General features: G+C 70.0%; 10 protein-coding genes and 1 pseudogene. 8 read left to right on the plus strand and 3 right to left on the minus strand.

Going from position 1 to position 13,738, the window contains the following annotated elements; translation table 11 throughout:
* Positions 1-34: 34 nt before the first annotated feature.
* Entirely contained in the window at positions 35-400 is a 366-nt protein-coding gene (locus AAFF41_RS45265) for a DUF488 family protein, N3 subclade (RefSeq protein WP_319752324.1), read from the plus strand.
* Positions 401-1,322: 922 nt separating this feature from the next.
* Positions 1,323-4,700 carry a S8 family peptidase gene (locus AAFF41_RS45270; protein WP_319752287.1) on the plus strand — a complete coding sequence of 1,126 codons (3,378 nt, stop codon included), beginning with the start codon at positions 1,323-1,325 and terminating at the stop codon, positions 4,698-4,700.
* Between the two features lie 144 nt (positions 4,701-4,844).
* Here AAFF41_RS45270 and AAFF41_RS45275 read toward each other — a convergent pair whose 3' ends face one another.
* Positions 4,845-5,843 (minus strand): helix-turn-helix domain-containing protein, encoded by a 999-nt coding sequence (locus AAFF41_RS45275; RefSeq protein ID WP_319752288.1) that lies wholly within the window; start codon positions 5,841-5,843, stop codon positions 4,845-4,847.
* Positions 5,844-6,020: 177 nt separating this feature from the next.
* Positions 6,021-6,500 carry a winged helix-turn-helix transcriptional regulator gene (locus AAFF41_RS45280; RefSeq protein WP_319752289.1) on the minus strand — a complete coding sequence of 160 codons (480 nt, stop codon included), beginning with the start codon at positions 6,498-6,500 and terminating at the stop codon, positions 6,021-6,023.
* 77 nt (positions 6,501-6,577) lie between these two features.
* Here AAFF41_RS45280 and AAFF41_RS45285 point away from each other — a divergent pair, with 77 nt between their 5' ends.
* From AAFF41_RS45285 to AAFF41_RS45310, 6 genes and pseudogenes are all read left to right on the plus strand, one after another.
* The gene (locus AAFF41_RS45285; RefSeq protein WP_343325904.1) at positions 6,578-8,023 is read left to right on the plus strand and encodes an MFS transporter; all 1,446 of its coding nucleotides are present in this window, start codon (positions 6,578-6,580) and stop codon (positions 8,021-8,023) included.
* Positions 8,024-8,309: 286 nt separating this feature from the next.
* A pseudogene (locus AAFF41_RS45290) lies at positions 8,310-8,606 on the plus strand (SMI1/KNR4 family protein); the annotation flags it as partial.
* Positions 8,607-9,131: 525 nt separating this feature from the next.
* A complete protein-coding gene (locus tag AAFF41_RS45295; RefSeq protein ID WP_319752291.1) occupies positions 9,132-9,977 on the plus strand; it encodes an MIP/aquaporin family protein in 846 nt (281 codons plus the stop codon).
* A 22-nt stretch (positions 9,978-9,999) separates the two neighbouring features.
* Positions 10,000-11,517: a glycerol kinase GlpK gene (gene glpK, locus AAFF41_RS45300; protein ID WP_343325905.1), complete on the plus strand. Its 1,518-nt coding sequence runs from the start codon at positions 10,000-10,002 to the stop codon at positions 11,515-11,517.
* A 172-nt stretch (positions 11,518-11,689) separates the two neighbouring features.
* Positions 11,690-11,959 carry an alcohol dehydrogenase catalytic domain-containing protein gene (locus tag AAFF41_RS45305; protein ID WP_343325906.1) on the plus strand — a complete coding sequence of 90 codons (270 nt, stop codon included), beginning with the start codon at positions 11,690-11,692 and terminating at the stop codon, positions 11,957-11,959.
* Between the two features lie 720 nt (positions 11,960-12,679).
* Positions 12,680-13,339, plus strand: a complete 660-nt coding sequence (locus tag AAFF41_RS45310; protein ID WP_319752294.1) for a TetR/AcrR family transcriptional regulator — start codon at positions 12,680-12,682, stop codon at positions 13,337-13,339.
* A gap of 80 nt (positions 13,340-13,419) precedes the next feature.
* Here the strand turns inward: AAFF41_RS45310 and AAFF41_RS45315 are convergent, their stop codons facing one another.
* Positions 13,420-13,695, minus strand: coding sequence for a hypothetical protein (locus AAFF41_RS45315; protein WP_343325907.1), 276 nt, complete (start codon positions 13,693-13,695; stop codon positions 13,420-13,422).
* Positions 13,696-13,738: the final 43 nt, after the last annotated feature.

The raw sequence follows: 13,738 nt of genomic DNA on the forward strand, positions 1-13,738 counted from the left end.
CCCACGCGGCGTTCCCCGTTGTCAGAGGACGGACCTGCGCCACTGGCACCACCACGACCAGGAGCGCTTCGCGGAGTTCCGGGATCGCTACATCGGCGAACTGGAGGACGCCGATCACCGGCCGGCCGTGCAGCACCTGCGTGATGTCGCCGCCCACGACAAGGTCACCTTGCTCACCGCCACCAAGGACCGAGCCGGGCTGACGCCGACGGAGGCCGCCGCTGTGGTCGGGATCCCCGCCGGCACGGCTCGCTTCCGCCTGCACCGCACTACGGAAGGCGCGCCCACAACCTCTACTCCCGGTGGCGAAACGGCCAGCAGGCACGCATCGTCGGAGTCGGCCTCGCGTACATCGGGAGCCGCTACCTGGGCTATCGATGCCGCTACCGCTACGGGATGATGCGGGTGTGCACGGGGGGCTTCGGCCTCCACGCCCGCGGCGGAGCCACCCTCGGCACGACGTACCTCACCTATAACCGCAGTGAATTCACCAACAGGGCCCGGATACGTCACGAGAACCGGCACATGCGGCAATGGATGCGGTACGGCTACCGATTCGCCTACATGTACCTCAGAGCAGGAAGCAACCCGTGCCACAAGAGGTGGGAACGCCGCGCCAATTGGAGGGATGGGGGATACCTCCCCTGCTGAACCAGCCTCGTGAACGACCAGTGTGGCCCTTTGTCCTGATGGGGTCAGTACTCGGCCTGGCGGCCCTCGCCGCCGTCGGCACCTGGGTGTACGGCGCCTACAGCATTCCGACCCGGCGGCGACCATCCTGGCGGGCATCCGGATCGACGGCTCCCGCCTCTCGGTCAAGATGCCCACCTGCCCCACGGACGAGGTGGGAATGGTCGAGGTGGACGACAGCGACTCCGAAAAGCTGCTGTGGCGGGCAAGCAGCCCGAAGACCTCAGAGGGGAAGCGAGGTGTGATCACCTTGTGGAATGCAGACGATTTCCTGAAGACAACCAAGAAGCAGGAGAAACAACTCCTATCAGGCAAGCGGGCAGCATTGACCCGCACGAACCAAGAGGGTGCCGCGCCACGCGCGGCACCCTCTCCCGTTCTCAGATGCGCTGCCGGTTCGCGGTCCCGGCCCACCCAAGGGAACAGCCCCATGACAGGCATGATCTCCGGCGGCCGGCTTGACACCACCAGGGGAGCGGCTCGCTCGGTTCGTCCATGAGCCGCCAACCTGGTCACTGTTGCCCTCTTTGTGAAGTATAGGGGTTGGCGTAAAGGTGACTTGACGCCTGGTGGACAGGCCAAACTGCTGACCTCGGCACTTGACGGCACCACGCTGTCCTCCCATGAGAGACATGAACAACAGGTGGCGCCCCGGGATCCGTCCTCCCCGGCCTCGGCATACGGCGGCGGCCGCCGCCCTCGTGGCGCTCGTGGCCGGTCTGACCGCCGCCCCCGGCGCCGCTCAGGACCTCGGCCCGCACAGCGGGCGAACGGAAGCCATCGCGCAGACCGGCGCGGCCCGGTCGCCGATCATCTCCCGGCATCAGCTCACCCTGATCACCGGCGACCGCGTCACGCTGGAGACGGACACTTCGGGCAAGCAGAGTGTCTCGGTCGAGCCCGCCGAGGGCCGCGAACGAGTCGCGTTCATCAAGCGCCAGGCCGGTCGCGACTGGACGGTCATACCCGCCGACACGCTCCCGCTGCTCGCGACGGGCCGCCTCGACAAGGCGCTGTTCAACGTCTCCGCCCTGATCCGGGGCAAGTACGCGCAGCGGTCGAGCCTGCCGCTGATCGTCGAGTACGCCGGGGACGCGGGCACGGCCCGGCGCCAGCTGACCGCCGCCGGTGCCGACACCGTCCGCCCCATCGGCGGGACCTCCTTCGCGACCCTCGGCGAACACCGCGCGGACGCCGCCGGTTTCTGGAAGGGCATCGCCCCCGGCCGGGCGGACGCCACGTCCTTCGGAGCGGGTGTCCGCCGGGTCTGGCTGGACGGGCACTCCAGGATCCAGCTCGACAGCACGGTGCCGCGCATCGGCGCCCCGCACGCCTGGGAGAAGGGCTACACCGGCACCGGCGTCAAGGTCGCCGTGCTCGACACCGGTTACGACCCCAACCACCCGGACCTCAAGGGCCTCGTCACCGAGTCCGCGAACTTCACCACCGAGCCGAACACCGACGACCTGAACGGCCACGGCACCCACGTGACCTCCACGGTGGCCGGTTCCGGCGCGGCCTCCGACGGCAAGTACAAGGGTGTGGCACCCGGTGTGCAGATCCTCTCCGGCAAGGTGTGCACCGCGGACGGCAACTGCGACAACTCCGACATCGTCGAGGGCCTGGCCTGGGCCGCCCAGCACGGCGCCAAGGTGATCAACCTCAGCCTGGGCGACACGGACACCCCGGAGACCGACGCCCTTGAGGCCATGGTCGAGACCGTGACCCGTGACTACGGCACGCTGGTCGTGGCCGCGGCCGGCAACAGTGGTCCCGGCAAGGTCTCCTCGCCCGCCTCCGACGACCGGGCGCTGGCCGTCGGCGCGGCCGAGGAGGACGACGACCTCGCCGTCTTCAGCTCGGTCGGCCCGCGGGTGGGCGACTCCGGCCTCAAGCCGGACATCATCGCCCCGGGCGTCAACGTCGTCGCCGCGAGGGCGGGCGGCACCACCGCCGACGACGGCTATGTCGCGATGAGCGGCACGTCCATGGCCACGCCCCATGTGACCGGAGCCGCCGCCCTCCTGTTCCAGCAGCACCCCGACTGGACGGCGGAGCAGGTCAAGCGCCAGCTGATGCAGTCGGCGACCGGCGCCAAGGAGCACGGCGCGTACTTCCAGGGCGCCGGACGCGTCGACGTCGCCCGGGCGGTCGACCAGGACGTCACCGCCGACACCACCGCACTGGACTTCGGGCTGATCCGCTGGACGGACGGCAAGCGTCCCCCGGTGACCAAGACCATCACCTACCGCAACCCGGGCGCCGCGCCGGTCACCCTTCAGCTGAAGGACAACCCGAGCAGCGGTAAGAAGGACGTGCCCGCTCCCGCCGGCCTGTTCCGGCTCAGCGCCGACACGGTCACCGTGCCCGCGCACGGAACGGCGGCCGTCACCCTCACCGCGACCCCGGAAGCCACCACGACGTACGCCGCCTACAGCGGTGTGGTGACCGCGAGCACCGCGGACAACCAGGTGTCGGTGCGCGTCCCGTTCGGCATGGACGTCGAGCAGCCGTCCTACGACCTGCGCATCGGCATGAAGAGCCGTACGGGCGCCGCCCCCGACAACGCCTACCTGTTGGTCAACTCGGCCGACGGCAAGGCGTACGAGGTCGAGGCGCTCGGCAAGAGCAGCACGGTGGTGCGGTTGCCGAAGGACACCTACTCGGTGAGCGGCTTCTACTTCGACGCCTCCTTCACCGAGGGCACCATCGTCGGTGTGCCGAAGGTCGTGATGAGCGCCGACCGGCAGGTGACCATCGACGCCAGGGAGGCGAAGCCCGTCACGGTGTCGGCACCGAGCCGCTCCGCACGCATCATGTCGGCCGAGATCGGCACGATCAGCATGGCCGACCAGCTTCTCTCGGTCACCATGTACAACGCGATCGGCACGGACCACATCGACGGCGTGTACGCGGTGCCGACGGCCCAGTTCAAGGACTCGAAGTTCACCTACCTGGTCACCAGCGTCTGGGGCGACCCGGCGGGCGCGGACGGAAACCCCGCCTCGGTCTACTACCTCACGCGACCGGTGCACGGCGCCATCCCGGCGGACCCCGCCTACAACCCCCGCAAGTCGGAGCTGGCCAGGGTGAACACCACGTTCGCCGCCACCACGCCGGGAACCACGGCCACGCGCATCGTGTGGACGTACGTCGGCAACGTCCGCTTCAGTGGACGGGCGATGGAGGGGATTCCGGTCCCGGCCCGGCGCGTCGACTATTTCTCGGCGGCCGACGGCGTGCGCTGGCAGACCGCCTTCGACCAGAACAGCTTCCTCGACCCGAACGCGCACGGGCAGAGCTACCTCAGCGACCTGCACGGCTACAAGGCCGGCTCCCAGGTCGAGGAGCGCTGGAACGGCGGGATCCAGGCCGTGGGCCTGTCGTCCCAGATGGCCGCCTTCCGAGAGGGCGACACGATGTACCGGCCCTTCCAGTCGGCCGCGAACGGCAACCTCGACCTGGTGGCCGACACCACGTCCGGCCTGCCCGAGGTGAAGCTGTGGCGCAACGGCGAGCTGGTGTCCCAGGACTGGAGCATGAGCGACGTCCCGGCCGACGCCACCCCCGCCGACTACCGTCTGACGGTCGAGCACAACCGTGACATGGCCCCCAGCTCCGTCTCCACGAGTGTGCGGGCGGAATGGCGGTTCCGGTCGCAGACCACGGCGACCCGGCAGGCGCTGCCGCTGTACGCGGTCCGTATGTCGCCGAAGCTGGACGAGTGGAACCGGGCCGAGGCCGGCCGCAAGCTCGACATCCCGGTCCTGATCCAGCGGACGGCCGGCGCCCCGGCGTCGCCCATCCGCGTCTTCACCACCGAGGTCTCCTTCGACGAGGGGAAGTCCTGGCAGTCGGTGCGGGTCAAGGGCTCCGGCATGGAGCGCACCGTGACCGTGGAGCACCCGCGCCGCGCCGCGGGCGGCTCGGTCAGCCTGCGCGTGAACGTCGAGGACGCGGCGGGCAACTCCTTCAAGGAGACCGTCATCAAGGGCTACCTGCTCAAGTAGCCGCCTTCACGGAGTCGTCACGCCCTCGAGGCGCTGCTTCCGCGAGTAGCGGCAGCCCGGCCGCAGCGGCCGGACGAACGGGGACAGGGCCCGCCGGACACGTCCGGCGGGCCCTGTTCGTGTGCGGTGCGGCGTCCGCCCTGCTCAGAGCCAGTCGCGGCGCGCCGCGTGCCAGCCCAGCTGCATACGGGTCGCGACGCCCGCCAGACTCATCAGGCCCTGGATGCGCCGCTGGACGGTGCGCTTGCTGACCCGCAGCTGTCCGGCTATCGCCTCGTCCGTCATGCCGGCGACCATCAGGGAGAGCAGGTGCCGGTCCTCCCCGACCGGCGAGGCGGCATCCGTGGTGCCGGCGCCACCGATCTGGCCCTCCTCGGTCACCCGGAGCGGGGCACCGATCTCCCAGTGGTGTTCGAACAGGGCGATGAGCGCGTCCAGCAGGCTGCTCTCCCGCACCACCGCGGCCCGCAGTTCCCGGGGGTTGCGGGACGTGCCCGAGGCGGCCAGCGGCAGGATGGCCACCGAGCGGTCGGCGATCGCCATCCGCAGCGGCAGCAGAGGCACCGCCCGGGCGACCTCTCCGGCGCACACGCCCTTGACGACATAGTCCACCGAGTCGGGGTCGTCGAAGTACGCCTGTTCGTACAGGGCTCTGTAGAGCACGCCCCGGTCCAGCGCGTCGAACTCCTCCTGATTGCTCTCCGGGGACATGGCCACGTACTGGGCCTTCACGAACCACATCATCTCGCGGCCGGCGCCGTGCTGGAGCTGGCGCAGATGCTGGCGCAGTGCCGCAGCGCCGGTGATGATCTCGACGGCCTCGTCCGTGCTCCGGGCCCATGCGCTGCGGCGGTGTGTCTCCGCAAGTTCGTAGACGGCGGCCCGGGTCTGTTCCAGGGCGTCGAAGTGGCGTTGGAGCCGGGGCATAAGGGCCACCTGCGGCGGCACGGCCGTGAACCATTCGGGACTGTCCTCGACCGCCGACGCCAGGCCCTTGTGCTCCAGCGCGCGCAGCAGCAGCCGCGCGGTCACGTCGTCGAGGGCCGAGCGGCCGGCGATGTCCTGAGCGGACGCCGTCCCGGTGGCGACCAGAAGGCGGTACACCTCGCTCTCGTCGGCCGTCAGGCCCACCGTCTCCAGCATGTCGCCACCTTTCTCACCATCCGGGCCGCCTCCGGCCGGGTTTCCGCGGGGGAACGCGCTCGTCCCGGCGGATGATTCCACCAGCCCCGGTCGGCCTCCGTGTCCTGGCCGTGGAGGATGACGTGGGCGCCGTTGATCATGCCGGACCTTCGTTTCGCCGAGGTGGGGCCGTTCGGTCTACGGGGTCGTCACCGGACCCGACCGGTCCCAGCCGGGTACGAGGTCGTCCCGGTGGACATCTTCCCCGTGGACCCGCTCGCCGCAGGTCTCGCACACCGTGTGGGTGACGAGTTCGTGATCCCGGTGCCGGATCCGGCCGGGCGGTGCGGTGACGACCCAGCGGTCGCCCCAGCCGATCAGCTCGCGGGTGATGGCCCCCAGATCGCGTCCGGCCTCCGTCAGGTAGTAGCCGCTGTAGCGGGCGTCGTCCGGCAGCGGGCGCCGTTCGAGGACGCCGCTCTCCACCAGGGCCTTCAGGCGCGCGGCGAGCCGGTCCGTGGGAGCGCCGGTGTTCCTGGCGATCTGCCGGAAGCGGTGGTTGCCGAGCATGACCTCGCGGATCGCCGGCAGGGCCCAGCGGTCACCGATGATCTGGAGGGCCGCGGCGAGGGAGCACGGGCGCCCCGCCATGTCCCGGGGGTCGATGCGTGTGGTCATTGTCCCAGTATCACCCGGCAGGGTTTGATTTCCAAATCACCCTGTGCTTGGGTTGCGCCATGTCCATGCTGCTTCGATTGTCAAAGCACCCTCGGGCGGCCGCCACAGTCGTCCTGGTGGCCGTCTTCATGACCAACCTGGATCTGCTGATCGTCAACGTCGCGCTGCCCGCCGTGGGAGAGGACTTCTCCGCAGGCGGCGGCGCGGCGGGCCTCGGATCGCTGTCCTGGGTCCTCAACGCCTACGCGATCACCTTCGCCGCGCTGCTGGTGGTGGCCGGGCGCGCCGGGGACCGCGTAGGGCAACGGCCGGTGTTCCTCGCCGGGATCGCCGTCTTCACGCTCGCGTCGCTTGGCTGTGCCCTGGCCCCGAACCTGGGAACCCTCATCGTGGCCCGGGTGGTGCAGGCCGTAGGGGCGTCGGCCCAGATCCCGACCTCCCTGGCCCTGCTTCTGGCGGCGGTGCCGGCCGAGCGCCGCACCCAAGCCACCCGCGGCTGGGCCGGGGTCGGCGGACTCGCCGCGGCCGCCGGGCCCGTCGCCGGTGGCCTGCTGACCGAGGTGGACTGGCGGTGGGTCTTCGCCGTCAACCTGCCCATCGGCATCGCGGCGCTCGTCGTCGGCCGATCCGCGCTGCCGAAGCCGGCCGCGCGGGAGACCGGGCCGCTGCCCGACCTCCTCGGCGCCCTGCTGGTCCTCGTCTCGATCGCGTCGCTGTCCGGGGCGCTGGTGCAGGCACCCGACCAGGGCTGGACGAGCGGCGAGACCCCACTGCTGCTGGCCGTCGCCGTGATCGGCGGCGCCGCGTTCGTGCTCCGGTCCCTGCGGCACCCCCGTCCGCTGTTCGAGCTGGACCTGCTGCGGCTGCCGCGCTTCGGTGCGGCGAACGCGGGCAGCCTCCTGTTCGGCGTGGCCTTCTCGATCATGCTGCTGTCGAACGTGCTGTGGTGTCAGGAGGTCTGGCACTGGAGCGCGCTGCGCACCGGTCTCGCCCTGGCCCCCGGCCCCGCGCTCGTGCCCGTCGTCACCGTGCTGACCTCCCGCGCCGCGCAGCGCTTCGGGCAGGGACCGCTGATCGCGGCGGGCGGTGTGCTGTTCGCCGGTGGCATGGTCTGGTTCGCGATCTTCGCGTCGGTCACACCGGACTACGTGAGTGAGCTGCTGCCCAGCCAGCTGCTGACCGGTGCGGGAGTGGGCCTGGCACTGGGCACACTGGTGGCCGCCGGCGTGTACGCGGTACCGGGACACCGTGCGGCGACCGGGTCGGCGCTGGTCAACTCAGTGCGCCAGATCTCCGCCACGATAGGCGTCGCCGTCCTGGTCGCGGTCGTCGGCTCCCATGTCGACGCCACCTCGCACCACGACTTCCGGGTCGTCTGGTACACAGCCGCGGCGCTGAGCCTGGGGACCTCGGCGGTCGGGGCGCAGCTCAGCCGAGGGCGGGGCCAGGGCCCCGAGCGGACGGGACCCGCCACGCCGAAGGAAGCCGAGGCGACGGGGCGGGCTCTGCCGCAGACACTCTGACCGGCCGCTGCCCGGCGCGCGAGAGCTGTTCGCCGCCCGGGACGCCGGACGGGCGAGCAGCAGATGGTGCCTCGCACGTGCACTGGGGCACGCCACCTGCGGGACGGAGGCGGACGGGCCCACGGCCTTGGGATCGCCTTCACCGACGTGGGGTTCGCCGACTGCTCCAGCGATCGAGTGAGGCGCAAGCACACTGGCACAGCCTGCCGAGCCGGTCGCCGACGGGAGGGTCCTGTTGGCCGCAGCAAGCAACGGAGCACGGTCAGTGGTAGGTGCCGCCGGGCGCATGACGGACACCACGGCACTCGACTGGCGGTCCTTCATGCTCGGGTGGAGCGGGGAGTAGGCAGATTCCCTGCCGGACGGGGAGACGCGGGACGAGGATGACCCAACCGCCCGGCAAGCGCGGTGGCTGGGGGTTCCCGCCCGCGTCGGAGGAGCGGATCGCAGCCACGGAGGAGCGCCTCGGCCGACGGGTGCCCCGTCGTACCGGGAGTTCCTCGAGGTCGGCGACGGGTGGCGGCACGCGGGCGGGTTCGTGTGGCTGCCGGCGGGGACCGGGGACGCGCACGGGCACAACAACGTGCCGCCCTCGCCGATCACCACCCCGGAGGTACCGAGATGTGGACAGGCGTGAAACCTCCTAGGGGCGACACCGAGACGCCACCGGGCCGGGGTGTCCGACGGTGCCCGGCGCGGGCAGCGCCGTCATGCAGGGCGAGGGCAGGGACCCGGCCGGGGAAGGCCAGTTGCGTCGACGGCAGGGCTCGGCGCCGGTGCCGACGGCGGACCGTCCGGCGCAGTCACAGAGTGTCGGTCCGCGGGAAAGCATTCCACTGGCGATATCGATTTGTCCTGTTATCATCACTACGTAGAGTTATGGCTCATCGCGTGGCTGTGAGCGTCCTTGTCGTGCAGCCCGTATGTGATGTTCGGGAACGAGAGCGTGCCGAGACGGCCGGCCCTGAAGGGGTGTCCCCGTGTGTGACCAGGTCTGAGCACATGACATTTCACTGTTTGTGCGGTTATTTCTTGATCGCCCTATCCTGATGCCATGCGGACTCGGGCAGTCGACGGCCGGTCCTGAGCCGGCGGGAAGCGGGCTTCCATGAGTGAGCGGTTTAGCAGGTCGGGGTTGATAGGCGAGCTGTCGGCCGAATTCGCGGGCACCATGATTCTCATCCTCTTCGGTTGCGGCGTGGTGGCCCAGGTGGTGGCCGGCGGAGCGCTCACGACTCCACCGGGCGGCCTCGGCAACCACGACAGCATCTCCTGGGCGTGGGGCATCGGCGTCACCATGGGTGTCTACGTCGCGGCACGGCTGAGCGGCGCGCATCTCAACCCCGCCGTGACCCTCGCCCTGGCCGCGTTCAAGGGTTTCCCGTGGAGCAAGGTGGCGCCCTACGCGCTGGCGCAGACGGCCGGCGCCTTCGTGGCGGCCCTCCTCGTGCGGTGGAACTACACCGAGGCACTGGCGAAGGCCGACCCCGGGCACACCCTCAAGACGCAGTTCGTGTTCTCCACGCTCCCCGCCAACGGCAACACGAACCTGCCGGTCTACGAGTGGGGCGCGTTTCGCGACCAGGTCATGGGCACCGCCATCCTGCTGCTGTTGATCCTGGCCATCACGGACCTGCTCAACACACCCCCCGGCGCCAACCTGGGCCCGTTCATCATCGGCCTGGTCGTCGTGGGCATCGGCATGGCCTGGGGCACCAACGCGGGCTACGCGATCAACCCGGCACGTGACTTCGGCCCCCGTCTGGCCAGTTTCCTCACGGGGTACGGCGGCGCATGGCGAGATCAGTACGGGAACTTCTACTTCTGGGTGCCGATCCTCGGTCCCCTGGTCGGCGGTCTGGTCGGCGCGGCCCTGTACAAGTTCTTCGTCGGCCGGTTCCTGCCGACGGCGGAGCCGGAGCCCCCGGGCCGCATCCCCGCTCCCAAGGACTGACACCTACGAAAAGGTGGCCCCCATGGTTGACTTCGTCGGCGCGGTGGACCAAGGGACCACCAGTACCCGGTTCATGATCTTCGATCATGCGGGCAACGAGGTGGCGAAGCACCAGCTGGAGCACGCCCAGATCCTTCCGCGCTCCGGGTGGGTCGAGCACGACCCGGTGGAGATCTGGGAGCGCACCAACTCCGTGATGCAGAACGCCCTGCGGCACGGGAACCTGTCCCCGACCGATCTGGCCGCGATCGGCATCACCAACCAGCGGGAGACCACGGTCGTCTGGGACCCGCGCAACGGCCGCCCCTACTACAACGCCATCGTCTGGCAGGACACCCGCACCGACTCCATCGCCGCGGCCCTGGAACGCTCGCGCCAGGGAGACGTCATCCGCCACAAGGCGGGCCTGCCGCCGGCGACCTACTTCTCCGGCGGCAAGATCCAGTGGATCCTGGAGAACGTCGACGGCGTCCGCGAGGCGGCCGAGCAGGGGCACGCTCTCTTCGGCAACACGGACTGCTGGGTCCTGTGGAACCTGACCGGCGGCCCCGACGGCGGCATCCACGCGACCGACGTGACCAACGCCAGCCGCACCATGCTGATGGACCTGGAGACCCTCGACTGGGACGACGAACTGCTGGGCTTCTTCCACGTCCCCCGGGAGATGCTGCCCACCATCAACCCCTCGTCCCATCGCGAGGCGTTCGGCGTGACGCGCACATCCCGGCCACTGCGCGCCGCCATCCCCATCAGCGGGGTGCTCGGCGACCAACAGGCGGCCACCGTCGGACAAGTCTGCTACGCGCCCGGCGAGGCCAAGAACACCTACGGCACCGGCAACTTCCTGGTGCTCAACACCGGCACGGAACTGGTCCGCTCGCAGCACGGCCTTCTCACCACCGTGGCGTACCAGTTCGGCGACAGCCCGGCGGTCTACGCCCTGGAGGGGTCCATCGCGGTCACCGGGTCCGCGGTGCAGTGGCTGCGCGACCAGATGAAGATCATCAGTAGCGCGCCCGAGAGCGAGACCCTGGCCCGCACCGTCGAGGACAACGGCGGCATGTACTTCGTCCCGGCGTTCTCGGGCCTGTTCGCCCCGTACTGGCGCTCCGACGCCCGGGGCGCGATCGTCGGCCTTGCCCGGTACAACGACAACGGCCACCTGGCCCGGGCGACGCTGGAAGCCATCTGCTACCAGAGCCGCGACGTGGTCGAGGCCATGGAGCAGGACTCCGGAGTCCACCTCGACGTGCTCAAGGTCGACGGCGGTGTCACCGCCAACGACCTGTGCATGCAGATCCAGGCCGACGTCCTCGGCGTACCGGTCAGCCGCCCGGTCGTCGCCGAGACCACCGCGCTCGGCGCCGCCTACGCGGCAGGGCTGGCCACCGGCTTCTGGCGGGACACCGACGAACTGCGCACCCACTGGCAGGAGTCGAAACGCTGGGAGCCGCAGTGGTCCGAGGACCAACGAGCGGAGGGCTACGCGGGCTGGAAGCAGGCCGTGGAACGCACGCTCAACTGGGTCAAGGTCGAGTAGAGCGGCCCCTCCACTTCGATGTCCCCGTCATGCTGCGCGCGGTCGGGGGCGGCACCGGCGAGCGTCAGCAGCATGCGGTCATGCCGCTGGTCGGGTCCGGGAGTGGCAGCGCCCGAGACCGTCGGGCTGGACGCTCAGCCATGCGGCGTAGAGCCCTCATCCGGGGGACTGCATGGCGAACGTGGTGCTGTTCGACGAGACGGGGGGACCCGGGGTCCTGCGCCTCGCAGAGATGTCGCTCCCGGCGCCCGGTCAGGGGCAGGTGCAGGTGCGTATCGACGCGATTGGCCTGAACCGGGCCGACACGCTTTTCCGAGCGGGCGGCTACTACTACCAGCCGACCCTGCCCGCCTCCCGGCTGGGCAGTGAGGCGGCGGGCGTGGTCGAGGCGGTCGGGCCGGATACGGACAGGCGCCGCCCATGTCATCGCGACCGACCATGATGACCTGGCCGGCCGCGTCAAGGACATCACCGGCGGAGAGGGCGCCCGCATCGTGTTCGACTCGATCGGCGGCCCGGCCTGACTCGACTCGCCCAACTCGTGCCCCGCGTCGGCACGTTGATCGTGTACGGCCGCCATCGCTGACGCCCACCGTCACATGGAGGCCAACGGCCAGGTCGGCAAGGTCGTCGTCACCGTCCGGCACTGAAGCGGCCGGAGCCCCTACCGGCAGTCACCGTGAGACCGGGCGGGCGCTTGCCGACTGAGTGTCCTGGTTGGCCACCGCGGCCCACCAGGACTCTCAGTAGCAGCTGAACAGCCCTGCAATGGGGTGTTCCGGAAAAGACCGGTACGCACTGTGCGTACCGGTGTTGGCTGGTCAGGCTCTCGTCGCGTCCTTCACATACGGCGACGTTGCTGTTGCGGGTTCCGTGGCGGTCTTTGCGTTCTTACGGTGGAAGTGGCGTGAGACCGCCGGATGTACAGCGGAGCCGGCGCAGTGCCCCGCCAGGCCTCATGGCCCCTGATGTCTCGTCAGGGTTGCGGTCGCGAGGTCCGTCACCGTGTTCATCGCCAAGGCGTAGGGCGGCTTGGCGACTCATGGATTTCCCGCCGTTCGTTACTTGCTCTCGGGTTCGTTAGAAGTTGTAACTCACCTTCGGAGAGAGTATCAATAACCATCGTGATAGCCTCTAACTAGACGGTGAGGGAGGGCAGGTCATGGACGGAGCAGAGGTGACGACGCCACGCGAGCGGTACCGCACCCAGGTGCGTGCGGAGATCAAGGAGCGTGCGTGGGAGCAGATCGCCACGGCGGGGGCGTCCGCGCTCTCCCTCAACGCGATCGCCAAGCACATGGGTATGAGCGGGCCCGCACTGTACCGGTACTTCGCCAGCCGTGACGAGCTGATCACCGAGTTGGTCAGGGATGCGTACCGCAGCCTCGCCGACACCGTCCGTGCGGCCCGCGCCGCGGGTGCCGACCCGACCGGCCTCGCGCACGCGCTGCGTGGCTGGGCCCTGGCCGACCCCCAGCGGTACTTCCTCGTCTACGGCACCCCTGTCCCCGGCTACCACGCGCCCGACGACATCACCGCGATCGCCTCCGAGATCATGGCGGCCCTGCTCGACGCGTGCGCCGAACTGTCCGCGGACGGCCCGGCGACCCCGTTTGACGCCCACCTCGCCGACCACCGGGACTGGGCGGGCGGCCACTCCGCCCCGCCCGCCACGCTCCACCGGGCCCTGGCTTTCTGGACCCGCCTGCACGGCGTCCTGTCCCTGGAACTCGCCGGCCACTTCACCGGGATGGGGTTCGACCCCGAGCGGTTCTACGAGGCCGAGCTGGCCGACCTGCTGCGCATGCCCACGGACTCCTGAAAGGTTCGGTGTTCGGGACCGAGCGTGAGGCCGACCAGCATCCGCACCGGACCGTCCTTGCGTTCGCTTCCTATGGGGGGCTACGTGCGGGGGAGCGAGGTGTTGGTGATCGGGAGCGGCTGGTCCGCGCCCGCCACGTAGAGGTCCGTCGGAGCCGTGCGCGGTTCGAACGTGTCGTCGTCGTGCGAGACGCGCACGGACAGCACGAAGAAGCAGCCGTCCTCGGTGGTCGTCTTCGCGTGGTACTCGTTCTCCGCGCAGGTCTGGAGGAAGACCTCCGTGCCCCCGGGCTCGACCCCCTTGGGGAGGGTGATCTGTACCCGGTGCTGGACGTTGAGCAGGATGCTGCCGCTCACGTGGTCGATGTCGACGTCGGGGACGGTGAAGTTCCCGCGTGCG

Origin of the sequence: Streptomyces mirabilis, from assembly GCF_039503195.1 — a bacterium.
In the GTDB taxonomy this organism is placed as follows: Bacteria; Actinomycetota; Actinomycetes; order Streptomycetales; family Streptomycetaceae; genus Streptomyces; species Streptomyces mirabilis_D.